The organism is Ruegeria sp. B1 (genome assembly GCF_056535885.1).
Window position 1 is genome coordinate 361,325 of the sequence record NZ_JBQFJA010000001.1, and the last position, 17,939, is coordinate 379,263.

Genomic DNA, 17,939 nt, shown 5'->3' on the forward strand with positions numbered 1-17,939 from the left:
TTTCAGACGCCGACGTCGACAATCGCCTTCGCCAAAATCGGAACCGTCGTCGCGTTCAGACCAGCGATGTTCAGACGACTGTCACCAACCATGTAAATACCGTGATCGTTGCGCAGTTGCTCAACCAGTTCAGGGGCCGCGCCGAGGCGCGAGAACATACCACGGTGCTGGGCGACAAAGCCAAAGCGATCCGAGCCGGTCAAGCGTTGCAGCTCATCTGACAATTGCTGACGCAGGTCCAACATGGACAAGCGAACCTCTTCCAACTCAGCTTCCCAGTCTGCCCGCAGCACCGGGTCGGTCAGGATTGTGGTCACGACGCGCGCTCCATGATCGGGCGGGAAGGAATAGTTCTGGCGGTTCAGGAAAGCCAGCGTCGATTGGTTCAGGGCCGTTTGCGCCGGATCATCGCTGATGGCCATCAGCAGACCGGTCCGTTCGCGGTAGACGCCGAAGTTTTTGGAACAGGACGCCGCGATCAGGCAGCGTTTGACGGACGAAGCCACCAGACGGGTCGCCTGTGCGTCTTCCTCAAGGCCGTCGCCAAAACCCTGATAGGCGATGTCGATCATCGCCACGAGGCCAAGCTCGTTGATGATGTTCACGACCTCTTGCCACTGCACCAGGTTCAGGTTTGCCCCGGTTGGGTTGTGGCAACAGCCGTGCAACAGCACGACGTCGCCCGCCTTGGCCGTTTTCAGGTCGGCGATCATACCGTCGAAATCAACGCCACGGGTTTCGCTATCGAAATAGCGGTAGGGAACCATCTCCATCCCCAGATAGTTCAGGATCGACAGGTGGTTCGGCCAGGTCGGGTTCGACACAAACACACGGGCCTCGGGGTTGGCCATCCGGATCATCTCGAACGCCTGGCGGCAGGCGCCTGTACCGCCCGGAGTCGCGACGGCGGCGATGTTGGCGCGTGGAACCGCTTCACCAAGGATCAGGCCAATCATGGCATTTGCATAGGCCGGATCACCGGCCAGACCGGTATAGGCTTTGCTTTCTTGTTCTTCCAGAATGCGCTTTTCGGCGGCTTTGACCGCACGCATGACTGGGGTGACACCGTCGGCATTCTTGTAGACGCCAACACCCAGATCGATCTTTTGATCACGCGGGTCCTCGCGGTACATCTGCATCAGCGCCAGAATCTTATCGGCGGGCTGCGGTTTGAGGTTCTCGAACATCAGGTCTCTCCGGTTGCGACGGGCAGGGTCGGGAAGGCACCCCATTCAGCCCAGGAGCCGTCATACAGCGAATGGTCTTTTTTGCCCATGCGCTCAAGCGCAAGGCTGAGGATCGCGGCGGTCACGCCTGACCCGCAGGAGGTGATGGCGGGTTTCGACAGATCGACACCTGCGGCTTCGAAAATGGCGCGGCACTCCTCGGGGGATTTTAGTGTGTGATTGTCGTTCAACAATGATCCGAACGGTACATTGCGCGATCCGGGAATGCGTCCCGACCGCAGCCCTTCGCGCGGCTCGGGGTCGGTTCCTGCAAAGCGGCCTGCCGCGCGTGCATCGATGATTTCGTGATCACCCAGCTTGGCGGCGGCAGACACCTGCGTGACATCGCGGACAAGGTGATTTTGAACCCGTACCGTCATGTGCCGGTCGCGGATCACGGGTGGCAGGTCTTCAATTTCTCGGTCTTCGGCTTGCCACTTTGGCAAACCGCCGTCCAACACTGCGATATTGTCCTGTCCCATCAGGCGGAACATCCACCAGACACGCGCGGCCGAAGACAGTCCCGAGCCGTCATAGACCACGACCTGATGGCCATCCCCTACGCCCATTGCGCGCAGGCGTGACATGAATTTCTCAACCGGAGGCACCATATGCGGCAAATCCGAGCGGTGATCGGCAATATCGTCGATATCAAAGAAGCGCGCACCAGGAATGTGGCTCATGTCGTATTCGGCCTTGGCGTGGCGCCCATGCTGCGGCAGATACCAGGACCCGTCTAGAATCCGCAGATCCGGGTCCTTGATGTGAGCCGCCAGCCAATCGGTGGAAACCAGGGTTTTTGGATCGTCCAGCATCGGTGCCTCCCCTTTGCGCGCAGGGTTTTCCCTATACTTGGCCGGGTGGGTGTTCAAGGCTGGATAAGACCGGAACGGCCGTTTCAAGCTTTGCGCAACCGTATGTGCTGAATTATTCCTATCAGACTAATGATAATCCAGAAGCCTTCGATCAGCATCGAGGCAAGATTGAAATTCTGCAAAAGCGAGTAAACGATCAGAACCGAGCCCAGAAGGTTGATCACCGGAAAAGCCAGATCTTCAGAATTTATCATCCGCATCTGGGTTGCGAAGTAGGCCGCAACAACAATCAGCGTCCCGAAAGACCCAATGGCATCCGCCATGGTTAATGTGTCCAAAAACGCTGCCATCTCTTGCCCTTTTCAAGTCTTGGGTCCGAAGCTGATTTATTCCACCCGCTCTGGCACGGCGGGTTGCGCGTAGTGATGCATATTCAGAAATGTCGCGCCCATTTCGCCTGCCCGGTAGCCATGCGGCAGATCGGCCGCAAAACGCAAGCCCTGCCCGGCCTGCAGCAGAACCCATTCTCTATCCCGAAGCACCTCGAGCTTTCCTGCGAGCACAAACACTTCTTCGGTTACGCCGGCCGCATGCGCCGGAGATTCGTGGCATTGGCTTGGCTTCAACGCCACATGAAACGTCTCGGCCCCGAGCATCGGATCGAACGGGAAGACAATTTTGACTTCGATGCTGCCCGGAAACGTAACTGTTTGAAAAAACCCTGCATCCGACGGATCGCGTAGCGTGGCAGCGCCGATCAATGCACTGAGCGGCAGTTGGAAGCCCTTGGCGATTTTCCACAGCGTGGCAATGGTCGGGCTTGATTCGCCCCGCTCGATCTGCCCCAGCATGGCCTTGCTGACACCGGTCAGGTCCGCCGCTTTGGAGAGGCTCAGACCCGATGCAGCCCTTACGTCCCTTAGTTTCAAGGTAACTTCGCCCGGTTCAGCCGAATTTTTCATGCGATCGCCCTGCAATTCCTCTTGTGCGCTATAACGTACGCATGCTACGTGCGCTATAACATACGAACCCGAATACCTCAGGCAGGGCAAAAGGGAAACAGCATCATGCCAATGTACCGATCCAGAACCTCGACCCATGGCCGCAACATGGCGGGCGCCCGTGGCCTGTGGCGCGCCACAGGCATGGGCGACGATGATTTCGGCAAACCCATCATCGCCATCGTCAACTCGTTCACCCAGTTTGTGCCCGGGCACGTTCACCTCAAGGATCTGGGCCAGATGGTCGCCCGCGAAGTCGAAAAAGCCGGTGGCGTCGCCAAAGAGTTCAACACGATTGCGGTGGATGACGGCATCGCGATGGGTCACGATGGTATGCTGTATTCGCTGCCATCGCGTGAGGTAATCGCCGACAGTGTCGAATACATGGTCAATGCCCATTGCGCCGACGCCATGGTCTGCATCTCGAACTGCGACAAGATCACACCGGGCATGCTGATGGCCGCCATGCGTCTGAATATCCCGGCCATCTTTGTCTCGGGCGGGCCGATGGAGGCCGGCAAGATCGACATCGCGGATCTGGATGCCAAAAAGATCGATCTGGTTGACGCGATGGTGGCAGCTGCCGATGACCGCTTTACCGACGAGCAGGTCAAGCATATCGAGGAAAACGCCTGCCCCACCTGCGGGTCATGCTCGGGCATGTTCACGGCCAATTCGATGAACTGTCTGGCCGAGGCCTTGGGCCTGGCGCTGCCCGGAAACGGCTCGACACTGGCGACCCATTCCGACCGGAAGGAGCTGTTTCTTGAGGCCGGGCGCCGGATCGTAGAAATCACCAAGCGTCACTACGAATTGGATGAAAAGGGATTCTTGCCGCGTGAGATCGCCACGTTCGACGCATTCGAAAATGCCATGAGTCTGGATATCGCCATGGGCGGATCGACCAACACCGTGCTGCACCTGTTGGCTATCGCCCACGAGGGGCAGGTGCATTTCACAATGTCGGACATGGATCAGCTCAGCCGCAAGGTTCCGTGCCTGTGTAAGGTCGCGCCGAACACGGAAAACGTACATATGGAGGACGTTCACCGCGCAGGTGGCATCTTTTCGATCCTCGGTGAGCTGAGCCGCGCGGGCCTGCTGCACGATCACTGCAGCACGGTTCACTCGGCCACAATTGGGGAGGCGATCGCCAATTGGGACATAAAGGTCGCAAACAACCCAAGGGCACAGGACCTGTTCAAGGCCGCCCCCGGTGGCGTGCGCACCACGCAGGCTTTCAGCCAGTCCAACCGGTACAAAGAGCTGGACACAGACAGGGAGACCGGCGTCATCCGATCCAGAGACCATGCGTTCAGTCAGGATGGTGGGTTGGCGGTTCTGTTCGGCAACATTGCCCGCGACGGCTGTATCGTGAAAACCGCCGGTGTCGATGAGAACATCCTGAAATTCACTGGTTCAGCCTATGTCTGCGAAAGCCAGGATCAGGCGGTCAGCGACATTCTGACGGGCAAGGTCAAAGAAGGCGATGTCGTTGTGATCCGGTATGAAGGGCCAAGGGGCGGGCCGGGGATGCAAGAGATGCTGTACCCGACATCGTATCTGAAATCGAAAGGTCTGGGCAAAGCCTGCGCTTTGCTGACGGATGGCCGCTTTTCAGGCGGCACCTCGGGCCTGTCGATCGGTCACGTATCGCCGGAGGCCGCCGAGGGTGGAGAGATCGGACTTGTCCAACACGGTGACAGGATCGAAATCGATATTCCAAACCGCACAATCCACCTGGCCGTTTCAGACGAAGAACTGGCGGCGCGGCGCGAAATTCAGGACGAAAAGGGCTGGGTGCCGGGCAAGCCCCGCAAACGAAGGGTGTCTACCGCACTCAAGGCCTATGCCAAGCTGACAACAAGTGCTGCGAAAGGGGCGGTGCGCCAACTTTGAACGGTGACCGTGGGCTCACGCGTCCGGACTGCGCCATCGGCTATGCCGATGTCTTATCGGGCCCGGCGCCGCGCGACGCGGCGCCGGGCCCACCGGAGGAAATGTCTCGCAAGAGACATTGACGATGGGCGGGAGAGCCTGTGACTTTGTTTAATCGCCCAGCTTGGCGTGGATTTCATCCAAGTCGATCTCGCCAACCGGCATCTTGTTAGCCGTATTTTCGAAATCGTACCGGAACAGCTCGAAATCCTGTTTGTAGATTTCATAGACCAGATGCATCGACAGATCGTCGAAATAGTCTTCGACAGGATGAGCCCGCTTGGGTCCGTGTCCCTCGGATTCGTTGAAGCGGGGAATTTCGGACAGTGTGACAGGATGCTGAACGTCAATATGGTTCAGCACATCCTGCATGCCGTCGTTAAATTTTTCGGTCCAGAAAATCCGGTCATACTGTCCACCATTTACGATGAAGGTCGACACATGCCCGGACATCGCTGACCAGTGAATGTCGGGATCCATCGGACGGCGCCACCGTATCGTGTCGCGCGCGAACAGCAGAAACCGGCGAAAGCTGGCAATCTGATCGAACTCACCTTTACCATCGTCGCCGCCAACTTGGATTCCGTAATTGTAGACCAGCGAAGGAACCAGATTCCCCCGATAGCGTTTTCCGTTGCGCTGAATCCCGCAGATCTTGTCAAAGAACGAGCTCAGGATACGGGTGTATGGATTGCGGACGCAGGTAAAGGAATAAGATGCGTGTGAGCGTACGTTACTGGAAATCTGATCCTGGCTTGGGCCAAAAGCCCATTTGTGCATACCGTCCTTGGCATCGTGAATGTCACCGTCAAAGAACCTGCCATGGTCGGAGTAGTACATGATCTGACCAATGGTCGAGCAGGCGCATTTCGGCACGACCCGGTAAACCATGCTCTCGCTTTCGGTCATCCAAGTGCCGGGAAAACCCATCTACTGTGCCTCCTCCGCCGGGACGGTCTGAATTCAACCTGGCGGCTTTTGAACCCAAAGAACCAAAAATATTCTGTTTATTCAATCGCTCATCCTCAGTATCACCATTGGAAACGGGCAGAAACGGAAATTGCGTACCCAAAATGGCAAAGATTGCCTACATTTTGCTATGCCACAAAGATCCTGATGCAATCATTGCGCAGGCAGAGCAGTTGACCGCCGCCGGTGATTGCATGGCAATTCACTTCGACGCGCGGTCCAAGGCGGCTGACTTTGAGCGCATTCGAAACGCCCTCAAGAACAACCCAAACGTCGCCTTTGCAGCCAAGCGCGTCAAATGCGGCTGGGGCGCCTGGTCGCTGGTTCATGCGACGCTCAACGCCTTGCAAGCCGCAGTCGACAGCTTTCCAAGGGCCACGCATTTTTACATGCTGTCCGGCGACTGCATGGCAATCAAAACGGCCGAATACGTTCATCACTTTCTGGACGAAAACGACAAAGACTTTATCGAAAGCCACGATTTTTTTGAAAGCAACTGGATCAAGACCGGCATGAAAGAGGACCGGCTGATCTATCGCCATTACTTCAACGAACGCAGCCAGAGCGTGCGGTTTTACGCGTCATACGAGCTGCAAAAGCGGTTTGGCCTGACGCGGGACATTCCGCAGGACATTCAGGTTATGATCGGCAGTCAATGGTGGTGCCTGCGGCGACGCACGGTTGAGATGATCCTCGACTTTCTCAGTGAGCGCCGCGACGTCATCCGGTTCTTCTCGACCACATGGATTCCTGACGAAACCTTTTTTCAAACGCTGGTCCGGCATCTCGTTCCAAAGCAGGAGATTGAGAACAGGACGCTCACGTTCCTGATGTTTTCGGACTACGGCATGCCGGTCAAGTTCTACAATGATCACTATGACATGCTGCTTGGGCAGGATTATCTGTTTGCCCGCAAGATCAGCCCCGAGGCGCATGAACTCAAGGAGCGACTGGGCCAGCTCTATGCCAGCGAAGGGGTGGAGTTCCAGATTTCAAACGAGGGTCGCAGCCTCTACGATTTTCTTGCCGGGCGCGGGCGTGTCGGTCGCCGGTTCGCGCGGCGGTTCTGGGAGGCCGGTAGCACGCTCGGCCCCGAACGGGACATCTTTCTGATCGTCTGCAAGAAATGGCACGTTGCCAAACGGCTTGTTGATCAGATCGTTTCGGAAACCGATATTCCCTGTGTCGAGTATGTGTTCAACGAGCAGGACACCCCGCTGCCCGATCTCGGTGGCATTGAGACTTCGCTGACCAAACGGTCCCGACACAGGCGGGCCGTGGTTCGAATGCTGTTTGACGCGTTTGAAACCAACAAACTGGTTTTGTGCGTAGATCCGGCCAATCTCGAGATCATACAGGATTTCTGCGCGGATCAGGCGACAACACATGTACTGGAAATCGAGTGCGACTATTCCGACGACTATCTGGTCGGCCACGCCCGCCGCGTTGGCCTTGCCGGCGATCACAGCCCGGCGGAGCAGGTGGCCCGCCTGCTGCCTGCCTTGCGCAACTCGCTGGCCTATGAATCAGAGCTGATCCGGGCGTCCGATCTCGACGGGCATTTCCGTCTGCGTGAATCTGCGGAGCGAACACAGAACGAGGCCACAATCGCAGCGTTTTTGGAGATACCCGTCGAAAAGGCTCAGGCCATCATGCAGCTGGAGTATCTGTTTCTGGATTGAACCCGGCAACACGTATGTATGCCGCCGGGTCCCGGCAATCATATATCGAACTTGACCCCTTGCGCCAGAGGCAGCTCAGCCGAGTAATTCACCGTGTTCGTCTGACGGCGCATATAGGATTTCCATGCATCCGAGCCGCTTTCGCGCCCGCCGCCGGTTTCTTTTTCACCTCCAAAGGCGCCACCGATCTCGGCACCTGAGGGGCCGATATTGACGTTGGCAATGCCACAGTCCGAACCGGCTGCTGTCAAGAATTGCTCGGCCTCGCGCATGTTCAGGGTGAAGACGCAGGATGACAACCCTTGCGGAACATCGTTCTGGATATCCAATGCGTCGGAAAATGCCTCATATCCCATCACATAGAGGATCGGCGCAAAAGTTTCGGTTTTGACGGTCGCTGTCTGCTCGGGCATTTCGACAATCGCCGGCGCCATATAAACTCCTGCCGGCACGCCCTCGGTCACGCGATTGCCGCCAAACACCGTACCGCCCTCGGCCGAGGCCGCCTCAAGCGCCGATGTCATCGCCTGGCCGGAGGCTTCATCCACCAAGGGACCAACCAATGTGCCTTCGGCCAGAGGGTCGCCAATCGGCAAGCCCGCGTAAGCTCTCTTTAGGCGAGACACCAGTTCATCCTTGATCGAGTTGTGCACGATCAGGCGGCGCAATGTCGTGCAGCGCTGACCGGCGGTTCCCACTGCCGAGAACACAATGGCGCGCACTGCCATTTCCAAATCGGCCGATGGGCCGACGATCATCGCGTTGTTGCCACCCAGCTCGAGAATGCACTTGCCAAACCGCTGCGCCACGATCGGTGCCACTGCACGGCCCATACGGGTCGAACCAGTGGCAGAAATGACCGGCACGTGCTCGCTCGCCACCAGCGCTTCGCCCAGCGCGGCCCCGCCAATCAGGGTTTGAAGAAGATTGTCCGGGGCATCGCCAAACCGGACCAGAGCCCGTTCAAAGATCTTTTGGCACGCCATCGCGGTCAGGGGGGTTTTCTCGGACGGCTTCCAGATCACAGGATCGCCGCAAACCAGCGCCAACGCCGCATTCCAGGACCAGACTGCAACCGGAAAGTTGAAGGCCGAGATCACGCCAACCGGACCCGCCGGGTGCCATGTCTCCATCATCCGGTGCCCCGGTCGTTCGGACGCAATCGTCAGGCCATAAAGCTGGCGAGACAGGCCCACGGCAAAATCGCAGATGTCGATCATCTCCTGCACTTCGCCCAGACCTTCGGAGGTTATCTTGCCGGCTTCCCAGCTGACCAAAGCACCCAGATCGCCCTTGGCCGCACGCAGTTCTTCGCCCAGCAGGCGGATCAACTCGCCACGGCGCGGAGCGGGCACCACGCGCCAGGATTTAAAGGCCGCATTGGCGCGGGCAAATATGGCGTCCATCTCACCGACAGGCGTTTCATGCACTTCGGCCAACAGCCTCCCGTCGATGGGGGAAGTCACCCGGAGCGTACCGCCGCTCAACTCCGCCTTAGTCAAATCCAGGTTCGCAAGCGTGGTTTCTGCTGTCATCACGATGTCTTTCATGTCTCAGGCCGCCTTGTTCTGTGGGGTTACATCACCGGCGCGGTACAGCCGGCCAAATTCGGTGTTCAGAAAATCCGCAAGCTTGACCTGCTCCTGTCGGACAAACCCGTGCGACGGAAGCGCTCCGGTCCGCATCAGGTCAACAACGCCCAACACACCGGCGGCGGTGGTGACCTGAATGGCGCTCCAGACTTGGCCATTGATCGTGCGGGCAAAGGACTTATTGATCAGCGATTTCTCTCGCAGAACGCCATCGATCCGGCCTTTAGCGGTGCAATAGACCAACACGACATCTTGATCCGTACGCGCTAAGGCGGACTCAAAGATCTCCTTCATCAGATCCCGGCGACGTTCCAGACCCAGATCGTTGAGCAACAGGTTGAGGATGTCCCGATGCCCGGGGTAGCGGATCGAACGATAAGATACATCCCGCGCCTTGCCGTCCAGCGTTTCGGGTAACGTGCCCAACCCGCCGGATGTGTTGAAGCATTCATACTCGACCCCGTCGAGACCGATCCGTTCGTAATCCTCCAAAGGCGCGGTCTTGATCCTCTGGCCATTCACAATGGCATCGCAGGGGTTGCAGTATTCGTTGATCAGCCCGTCGGTTGACCAGGTCAGGTTGTATTTCAAAGCATTGGTCGGATAAAGCGGCAGCGCCCCCACCCGCATGTGCAGGCTGTCAATCTCGTCAAATTCTGCGGCCAGCGCCGTCCCAGCAATCCCGACAAAACCCGGTGCCAGCCCGCATTGGGGCATAAAGGCCGTTGAGCTTCCCTGCGCCAGATCGCGCACGGCGTTTGTTGCCGCTACATCTTCGGTCAGATCAAAGTAATGCGCCCCCGCCGCCTGCGCCGCGCGGGCAATATCGGGTGTCAGAAAGAACGGGGCCGCTGATATGACCGCATCAAAGCCCGACAGGTCTTTGGCCAGTTCTGTTGCGTTGCCGACATCGATCTGCCGTGTCGCAATTCCTTGTCGGTTCAGCACTGACAGCGCGGACAAGTCCCGATCCGCAACAGTTACCGAGTACTGAGCAGAGGTTCTAAGCAGAGATGCAATCATCTGCCCGATCTTGCCTGCTCCTATCACGCAGATATTCCAGTTCATCGCGCGCCTCCTCTTTTTTGATGTTTTGTTGAGTGTGACGCGGCGACTGTTCGTTTCGCAGGGCCAATCTTGACGAAAAGGCGCATCAATCCGTTAATTTCACGGAACTTTTGTCATAATGACAGGTCGCGCAAACGCGGTCTCTGAAACCGACAAATCCAGCCGTTACGACGCTGTCCGTGATTTTTGTTCGCAAATACGATACGGTGCGCAAACTTGGGCCGTTTTGTTTGCGTTTTTTTGATACGTGAAACCGGCCCGGCCAGCGCGGGTCACAATGACGGATGGGTCTGTATTGCTGTTTGACCCAAAGACGTCTTCGAACGTCTATCCCGTACCTGCACTGGCTGAATGACGACATTTGCGACGCAGTTCAGGGGGGAAACAGTCGTGCCAAATGAGCCTATTGCCGAGTCAAACACCTTTGTCCCAAACGACAGTGACTGGAACCACATATACGCAGTGATACCGGGGGAGACCGAAACATCGGCTCCCGCTGCGATCAGGCCGCATTTTGAGTTCTTTGAAGTGATCAAAGACACGGTTCTGCCCGCAGACGGCATGTATATTGTTCTGCGCGGCGTAGTGCAACTGCGTCAGGCCGGGCATGCGCTGGCCAGCGCTGATGTGGGGGACTACTTCTACGAAGAGCACCTTCAGATATCGGACATTCCGGTCAGTCTAGAGGCGCTTGCGTTGGAGGGAACGCGGCTGGCCTACCTGTCCAGCGCGAATTGGCGGCGGATACCCGAAGATGTCCGAAAGCCATGTTTTGCCACGATGTTTGGTGATCTCGTCTCTGTTCAACTGCAGAACTTTCAGCAACCCATCAACTGTTGCAGCGTGACGGCCGCCGCGCTGAGCATGTCGGCCCTTGGGTTCAGCTGCGAAGTGAATGACATTTTCCGCGAATGCGCCCTGCCCTCGTCTTTTGTCGTGAATGACGGAATATCGCTTGGTGAGTTGTTTGATGTCGCCTGCACCTACATCCACTCGCAGGGTTTGCGCGACCGGGTTCAGGTTCAGGCCTATTTCATGGATGAAGACACGACAGACGTTCAACTGCTGCTGGACGCAATCGACGAATCCAATCAGCTGGGCGGCGAAAACGATATACTGGTGGCGAATTTCCAGGTCGGCGTCGCGCACGGCAAGGAAAACATGCCCGGTGGGCATTTTGCCGTGATCGCCAAATGCAATCCAAGCACCGGTCTGGTGCATATGATGGATGTGCATCCCGAAAAATACGGCAAGCTTTGGGTGACGACGGTTGACCGGCTTTGGAAGGCAATGTCGGACCGGGACGGAACCTCGATGCGGTCGCGCGGCATATTGCGATTTTCGGCGCGTGCAGCGGTCAAGACTCACCTCAAGACCTTCAAGCAGAGGTGCAACTACGTCGACAGCACGCTCTATCTCGCGAAAGATCCCAAGAAACGGCGCAACCTGTTCCGCCGTGGCACTCCGAACATGAACTCTTTGGGTGTCTTGGCCGAAAGTCTTGCCATCCACGGTGACCACAGAGTGGACGAAGACGAACTGCTCAGGGCAACGGAATCTTCCTTTACCGATGCAGTGTCCCGGGTGGCCACCGCCAAGGACATGCACGAGATGGCTAAGAAGTATCTAAGCCAGTCCGAGGATGTGCATCTGGGCAGTTCATTCCAAAGCTTCGCGACGCGTCCGGACAAATCAACACAAACCCCCGAAGCCTGGTTTCAAGAGCAATTGCACAGTCTGAACGTCAACAAGGATCGTCATCTGATGATCAATATCGATTTTAACCGCGTAACTGGAATCGAAGCCATCCGCCCGCCAGACAACGTGTATCGGGAGACCGCGTTGCTCGAAGAGTTCTGGTGTTTGTGTATCGATTATGACGACGATACCGACGTCGTCACGATTGTCGACATGAGCCCCGCGACCTCGCAGGTCTGGCAGGCACCACGCGGCAATATTTTCCGCGGCCTGCGTGATCTCGAGAACCCAGCGCTTCTGGTGATCGAGGAAGTTGAGCCGCCCGAAGACCCGAGCGATGTTGCAAGCATCATCAGACAAAACCCGATGGTATTGTTCTACGAAGACGAAGACCCGTGGTCGTACATGCTCAGAAGCATCCTGTCGAATATCAGCGCCACTGGCGTCAAACAGATAGACGTGGCCGGGCGCGATCCAACAGCGATCAAGATGCGGCGGGCGCTGGTGTCGATCGGTGACAAGGCCACCGTTCCGTATCTGTTTCTCAAAGGCGAAAACCTGATCAAACGAGACGATTTGCGCGATCTTGTCGATATGGTCAAGGCAAACCGCTTGCAGGAGCGGATGATCGAAGCGGGCCTCACGGTCTCAACGCTGGACGAAACGCCCAGCCTGGACAAAAACATGTTCGGCTACCCCAAGGGCGCGTTAACCGAGGTCGGCACGGGTAAGCGCAATGTGCTGCTCTGTGCTTGCGGATCATCGGCGGCAGACAAGATTCCAACGCTTGTCGAACGCATTGTGGACGCCGGTCACAACGTTAAACTGATCCCCTCGGTATCGGCCGAAAAGTTCTTTCGCGATTTCGGGGCGGACCAGATCGACGCCAAGATCACGCCCAACGACTATTACCGTGACGATGACGAATGGAGTTTCCGCTACATGGAATTCGACATGCCGGTCCGGGCGTCGCACCTCGCCCTTTGTGACTGGGCCGACTGCGTGATCGTTGCCCCAATCACTTGCAACACGATGGGCAAGGTCGCAAACGGGATCGCCGACAATCTTCTGACCTCGGTCTTCGTGGCGTGGCAGTACCAGAAGAAGCCGGTGATCTTTTGCCCGGCCTGCAACACAAATATGTGGAACAACATCACGACCCAGAACAATGTCGAAAGGCTGAAAACGCTTGGCGTTGATTTCGTTGGACCGCGCGAGGGGCGCCTGTCCAACGGTCGGATGGGCATCGGCATGATGGCGACGCCAGACCAGATCATGGAAGCGCTCGGCGAGGCATTCGAGGAATTGGACGACCAGAAATACCGCGTTTGCAAATGGGCGCAGGAGGCCGCCGCCGCAGATGACATCAATGAATGGAGGCGGGTGTTCCGCGCCATCGACGAGGGCATCGTCGGGGTCAATATCGTTGACGAAACTCACGGCGATTCACTCCTGCACTATGCGGCGGGCGGCGAAGGTGAACTGAGCGAAAGCGGCATCGATCTGGGCAAACCCGATTACGAAGCCGCTCGAAAGCTGATTGATCGGGATATCGACGTCAACCTTGTCAACGACCACGGCTTTACGGCCTTGCATGTGGCGGTGATGAACGACTCGCCGAGGATGGTCGAAATCCTGCTCGGGGCAAAGGATATGGACGCGACGCCGTGCATTGAGTTTGTTAAGGATCTCAAAATCTCAGAAGAAATCCGGGCCATGCTGAACGGCTGGGCGCGCGATCACAACCTGAAGATGGCAGAGCTCGAACAAGGCGGCGATGAAACCTATGTTTCGGTGACAGAACCTACCTATCTGTATTTCACATATGGGTCACTCAAGAAGGGCTTCCCGAACCACGAGGCGCATAGCGAGGTTCTGAACGACTTTGTCGGAACCGCGCGGACGCGCCAGCCGATGCCTTTGATCGTGCCCAACGAGCCATTTTGCGACAATCCGAACTGCGCCTATCTGCACCGAATGGCAACATTGGTGGATCAGCAGGGCATGGGCAAGCAGATCAGCGGTGAGGTCTACCGCGTTACCGAGTCCGGTTTGCGCGAGCTTGATAAGCTCGAAGGATATCACGGACCCGATTCACCCGAGAACGTCTATATCCGCAAGAAAATCAACGTGATCGTGAATGGCGCGATGAAACCGGCCTACGCCTATGTAATCGCCGATCCCGAAAAGTACGTTGCCAATTGGCGCGATGGAACCTCGGAGGCGGTCACTGAATACACGCTGGATATGGCGTCCGGAACCCTCAAACCGGAATATGAGACGGCAGACTGACACACAGCCCGACACGTCAATCATCAATCCGCGCGGATCGCATTGGCTAACGGTTTGTCAGATAGTCCACGTGTCCTAGCAGGGATTGGGAAATACCCATATGCTCAAACTGCGCTTGCATCTCCGCATACCGCTCATGAGATGCGGGCTGCTTTTGTTGCGATCCGCTTTCGGCCAAAATACGTGTTTGAAGAATAGTAAGGTCAACCATCGGCAGAGGCTCTTTGGCCGTGAACTGCGCCAACCCGTCGGCGTAACGAATGGCCGCGTCCCAATCCTGACGCGCCAGCATGACGACACTGGCATCGGGGTAGAAATGCAGATGGCTGTGACCCACGCAGCCTTCCTCAATGATCTCGGCCCCCAGTTTCAACAGACGATCCTGCTCGGCGGGGTCGGTCTCGGCCATGGCCAACGCAGACAGTGCCTTTGGACCGACAAAGTTGCGACCGTGTTCCAGCGCAATCTCTACGGCTTGCCGTCCAGTTTCGCGGGCTTCCGTTACATGGCCAGCGTAGACCTGCGTTCGGGCAAGATGTTCCAACGCTTGTGCCTCGAGCCGCTTGGCCCCTACACGTTCGGCAATCTCGGCGGATTTCGCAAAGGACTCATGCGCCTGATCAAGCGCGCCCAGAAAGGTTTGCGCGACACCCAGACAGGTTTGCGCCACGCATTCCGGCACAAACGCGAAATACGTCTGAGAAACTTCTATGGCCTCTTTTGCATCTGCTTCGCCCCGTTGGACATCTCCGGTATAGCTGCGCGCGACGCTGAGATTGTGCAGATTGGCGGCCAGATCACGGACCAGCCCCTCTTCCCGCGCCCGTTCGACAGCCTGCGTGTAAAACCCGGTTGCCGTCTGCATCGTGGCCTTCATGAAATGGGCGTCTCCAAACCCGCTGAGTGCCCCAACCTCCAAACGGGCCGACCCCAGTTTGCGGGCCAGCGACAAAGCGCGCTCATTAGCCTGCAACGCCTCTTTGTCGCGGCCCAAGGGAAAGAACACGTTGCCGCGCACATAGTTGATCTGGGCCAGGTCCTGCTCGGACCCACTGCGTTCCGCCGCTGCCTCTGCGATCCCGAGCGCGTCCAGAGCATCCTGATACAGGCTGGCCTGCCGAGCGGCCTGCGCCAGGCCAATATGCGCCCGGCACAGCTGTTCGTCGGTCTCCGCGATATCAGCGGCGCCCTTGAACTCCTGCAACGCCGCGTCGGACAACCCCCGCAACCGGAGGATTTCACCCTGGGCACAGAGCAGATCGAACCGCACACTGTCAGGAGACGGCAGTTCCAACGCGCGTTCAATCAGTGGGCTGGCATCGTCAAACTGAAACGCCTGGATCAACTTGTCCGCAGCGTCGAGGTAGGCCTGCGCAGCGTTTGGCGCGCCCGCCCGATCAAGGTGCCGCGCGCGAAGGGTCGCGTCACGATCCTCGAACCACTTGGCCGCTTGACGGTGCAATCGGGCACGTTCCGATTTGACCAGCGTGGCGTAAGACCCGTCCCGGATCAGGGCATGCGCAAACATCAGATCGGCGTCCGCTTCGCGGAGCAGCGCTGAACGGATCAGGTTTGTGGTGTCCAAATGTCCTTCGCCCAAAGTGAAGTTCAGCACCTCCGGCGCAAAACGCTGGCCCAGAACCGAGGCCGCCTGAATGGCCGTCCGGCTGGATTTGTCCAACGCATCCAGCCGTGACTGGACGATTCCCTGAATGCTGCCGGGAACGGACTCGCGCTTCAGAACATCAATGTTGCGCAGTAGCTGTTCCAGAAACAGAGGGTTGCCGCCAGCACGCTGCACGCAGATATCCAACAGCTCGGGATCTATGCCGGTGAATTCCTCAACCAGTTGCCGGGCCTGTTCTTCCCGCATCGGCGCCAACTCAAGTTTGGATACAAGCGCCCCATCCGCACCCAACTGCCAGTCCCGGTTGATCGGATCACCCTCGACCCGGCTGGTCATCAGCAAAACGCAGGGCAGATCGCGTGTCGCTGCCGCGATGTGCGAACATGCTGTCAGAATCTCGGGCGACGCCCAGTGAATATCCTCGATCTGTATCAGCATTGGTGCGTCCCGGCTTCGGGCTGACAGCAACTCGTCGATGACCTGACGCCGGCCGCGCAATCGCGCCTTGTTGTCCATTGCCGCATAGACCTCTGCCAGGCCCGGGTCCTGCTCAAGCTCCAGCAGCGTACTCAGATGTGCGGCATTTGCCGGACTCACCCACCCCTTGTCGATGGCCTTTTGCGCCGCAGTCGTTGCAAAAGCGGCATCATCGGTCGGTTCCAAACCCAGAATGCTGCGCGCCACGGACTGGACCGCCGAATGCCCTTCGCGCGCCCCGAAATCCATGACGACACCGGCATGGATCGAATAAGACAGGCTGTCCGCCATTTCGACAACCTGCTCGGACAGATGCGTTTTACCGATGCCGGGTTCCCCCAGAATAATATGAACCTCACCTTTGCCGTGCCGCTGGCACCTCTCAAACGTGGCCGCAAACAAGGACATCTCGCGCTCGCGCCCCACGAAGCGGTGCCGTCGTGTCCGGATGTTTTGGGCCAGCCTGTCCAATCGCCAGACTTCGACATCGTCTTTCAGACCCTTGATGGCCTGCACACCCACAGATTCGCCAATGAACAAAGGCCCCAGAGCGCGTTGAATATCATGCGACACCAGAGTTTCACCGGGAGACGAGATGTCCGTCAGGCGCGACGCAAGGTTCACACCATCGCCGGTGACAGTGTATTCCGTATGCGCCTGACTGCCGGTGGTGCTTGCGATCACCTGACCCGAGGCAATACCGATATGGCAAGTCAGCGGCCGTGTCAGTGTTTTGACGGCTGTATGGATATCCAACGCGGCACGCGCCGCTCGTTCGGTATCGTTTGTGTGCGATATAGGTGCGCCGAACACAGCCATAACCGCATCGCCAATATGCTTGTCGATACGCCCGCCGTATTTTTCGACAACACTGTCCACCTTGCCAAAGAACTCGTTGAGCAGGGCATGCATGTCTTCGGCATCAAGTTCGCTGGAAAGCGTGGTAAATCCTGACAGGTCCGCGAACATGACCGTGACCTGCCGCCGCGCAGGCTCGGTTGGGGGATCAGACTTAGAGTCCTCATCCTGCGCCACTGTTTCGAGGTCGCCAATGGCCCGCAACAGTCTGCGCCGGTCACCAATCGCCGTGATCCCCAATTCCACCAGATCTTCGCCCGTCAAATCGGGCAGTATCTCGAAATCAACTTTGTTATCCAAAAAGGCTTGCGCGTAGTCAGACAATCCAAGTGCGCCCAGCCAGTCCTGCAGGCTCTGAGACATGCCGCCCCTCTGAAGTCCCCCACTTCGCAGAAGGGTTTAGCACAGATAGGCTCATTGAGTCTGCAACGCCTTCAAAAATTAACGTTTTGGCAGGTTGCGTATATTGGCTGGCCCACGTGGGACGCTTCCACCAGCCAATGCAGTTTCGATACTCCCAGACCCACCATAAGGGTGCAAACGACAGGTTGATTGGTCTTTTTGTTTTTGGACCCACCCATTTTGGCGGCTTGTGCTCACCTTTAAAACTTACTAAAACAGTCAACATAAATTTCTGATTGCCACCGCGACACTCACCAGCCGGCATCTGAAAGGATCAGCGGTCTGTTCGGCGTG

At 57.5% G+C, this 17,939-nt stretch carries 11 protein-coding genes; 3 read left to right on the forward strand and 8 right to left on the reverse strand.

The annotated features are described in order from the left end of the window. Positions 1-2: 2 nt before the first annotated feature. From ACR3ES_RS01845 to ACR3ES_RS01860, 4 genes are all read right to left on the reverse strand, one after another. Positions 3-1,187 carry an amino acid aminotransferase gene (locus ACR3ES_RS01845; RefSeq protein WP_170434075.1) on the reverse strand — a complete coding sequence of 395 codons (1,185 nt, stop codon included), beginning with the start codon at positions 1,185-1,187 and terminating at the stop codon, positions 3-5. Then, positions 1,187-2,041 carry a 3-mercaptopyruvate sulfurtransferase gene (sseA, locus tag ACR3ES_RS01850; protein ID WP_170434077.1) on the reverse strand — a complete coding sequence of 285 codons (855 nt, stop codon included), beginning with the start codon at positions 2,039-2,041 and terminating at the stop codon, positions 1,187-1,189. The genes ACR3ES_RS01845 and sseA overlap by 1 nt, the downstream gene beginning before the upstream one ends. An 83-nt stretch (positions 2,042-2,124) precedes the next feature. Further along, a complete protein-coding gene (locus ACR3ES_RS01855) occupies positions 2,125-2,364 on the reverse strand; it encodes a CBU_0592 family membrane protein (protein ID WP_480634676.1) in 240 nt (79 codons plus the stop codon). Between the two features lie 63 nt (positions 2,365-2,427). Then, complete coding sequence (locus ACR3ES_RS01860; protein ID WP_170434082.1) at positions 2,428-3,003, reverse strand: XRE family transcriptional regulator; 576 nt, start codon at positions 3,001-3,003, stop codon at positions 2,428-2,430. Positions 3,004-3,108: 105 nt separating this feature from the next. Between ACR3ES_RS01860 and ilvD the strand changes: the two genes are divergently transcribed. Further along, positions 3,109-4,941 carry a dihydroxy-acid dehydratase gene (gene ilvD / locus ACR3ES_RS01865; RefSeq protein WP_170434084.1) on the forward strand — a complete coding sequence of 611 codons (1,833 nt, stop codon included), beginning with the start codon at positions 3,109-3,111 and terminating at the stop codon, positions 4,939-4,941. A 150-nt stretch (positions 4,942-5,091) separates the two neighbouring features. Here the strand turns inward: ilvD and ACR3ES_RS01870 are convergent, their stop codons facing one another. Beyond that, on the reverse strand, positions 5,092-5,910 hold the full coding sequence (locus ACR3ES_RS01870) for a sulfotransferase family protein (protein ID WP_480424706.1): 819 nt from the start codon (positions 5,908-5,910) through the stop codon (positions 5,092-5,094). A gap of 143 nt (positions 5,911-6,053) precedes the next feature. Between ACR3ES_RS01870 and ACR3ES_RS01875 the strand changes: the two genes are divergently transcribed. After that, positions 6,054-7,631, forward strand: a complete 1,578-nt coding sequence (locus tag ACR3ES_RS01875; protein WP_480424708.1) for a DUF5928 domain-containing protein — start codon at positions 6,054-6,056, stop codon at positions 7,629-7,631. Between the two features lie 38 nt (positions 7,632-7,669). Here ACR3ES_RS01875 and amaB read toward each other — a convergent pair whose 3' ends face one another. Both amaB and ACR3ES_RS01885 read right to left on the reverse strand, forming a co-directional pair. Then, complete coding sequence (amaB, locus tag ACR3ES_RS01880; RefSeq protein ID WP_170434254.1) at positions 7,670-9,166, reverse strand: L-piperidine-6-carboxylate dehydrogenase; 1,497 nt, start codon at positions 9,164-9,166, stop codon at positions 7,670-7,672. Positions 9,167-9,184: 18 nt separating this feature from the next. Next, the gene (locus ACR3ES_RS01885; RefSeq protein WP_170434091.1) at positions 9,185-10,291 is read right to left on the reverse strand and encodes a saccharopine dehydrogenase NADP-binding domain-containing protein; all 1,107 of its coding nucleotides are present in this window, start codon (positions 10,289-10,291) and stop codon (positions 9,185-9,187) included. A gap of 351 nt (positions 10,292-10,642) precedes the next feature. Between ACR3ES_RS01885 and ACR3ES_RS01890 the strand changes: the two genes are divergently transcribed. Continuing rightward, the gene (locus ACR3ES_RS01890) at positions 10,643-14,281 is read left to right on the forward strand and encodes a flavoprotein (RefSeq protein WP_480634677.1); all 3,639 of its coding nucleotides are present in this window, start codon (positions 10,643-10,645) and stop codon (positions 14,279-14,281) included. A gap of 46 nt (positions 14,282-14,327) precedes the next feature. Here the strand turns inward: ACR3ES_RS01890 and ACR3ES_RS01895 are convergent, their stop codons facing one another. Next, a complete protein-coding gene (locus tag ACR3ES_RS01895; RefSeq protein WP_480424710.1) occupies positions 14,328-17,606 on the reverse strand; it encodes an adenylate/guanylate cyclase domain-containing protein in 3,279 nt (1,092 codons plus the stop codon). Positions 17,607-17,939: the final 333 nt, after the last annotated feature.

Bases quoted from the DNA above. Each gene is read 5' to 3' on its own strand.
- ACR3ES_RS01845 (WP_170434075.1), bottom strand. From the start codon at position 1,187: ATGTTCGAGAACCTCAAACCGCAGCCCGCCGATAAGATTCTGGCGCTG.
- sseA (WP_170434077.1), bottom strand. From the start codon at position 2,041: ATGCTGGACGATCCAAAAACCCTGGTTTCCACCGATTGGCTGGCGGCT.
- ACR3ES_RS01855 (WP_480634676.1), bottom strand. From the start codon at position 2,364: ATGGCGGATGCCATTGGGTCTTTCGGGACGCTGATTGTTGTTGCGGCC.
- ACR3ES_RS01860 (WP_170434082.1), bottom strand. From the start codon at position 3,003: ATGAAAAATTCGGCTGAACCGGGCGAAGTTACCTTGAAACTAAGGGAC.
- ilvD (WP_170434084.1), top strand. From the start codon at position 3,109: ATGCCAATGTACCGATCCAGAACCTCGACCCATGGCCGCAACATGGCG.
- ACR3ES_RS01870 (WP_480424706.1), bottom strand. From the start codon at position 5,910: ATGGGTTTTCCCGGCACTTGGATGACCGAAAGCGAGAGCATGGTTTAC.
- ACR3ES_RS01875 (WP_480424708.1), top strand. From the start codon at position 6,054: ATGGCAAAGATTGCCTACATTTTGCTATGCCACAAAGATCCTGATGCA.
- amaB (WP_170434254.1), bottom strand. From the start codon at position 9,166: ATGACAGCAGAAACCACGCTTGCGAACCTGGATTTGACTAAGGCGGAG.
- ACR3ES_RS01885 (WP_170434091.1), bottom strand. From the start codon at position 10,291: ATGAACTGGAATATCTGCGTGATAGGAGCAGGCAAGATCGGGCAGATG.
- ACR3ES_RS01890 (WP_480634677.1), top strand. From the start codon at position 10,643: ATGACGACATTTGCGACGCAGTTCAGGGGGGAAACAGTCGTGCCAAAT.
- ACR3ES_RS01895 (WP_480424710.1), bottom strand. From the start codon at position 17,606: ATGTCTCAGAGCCTGCAGGACTGGCTGGGCGCACTTGGATTGTCTGAC.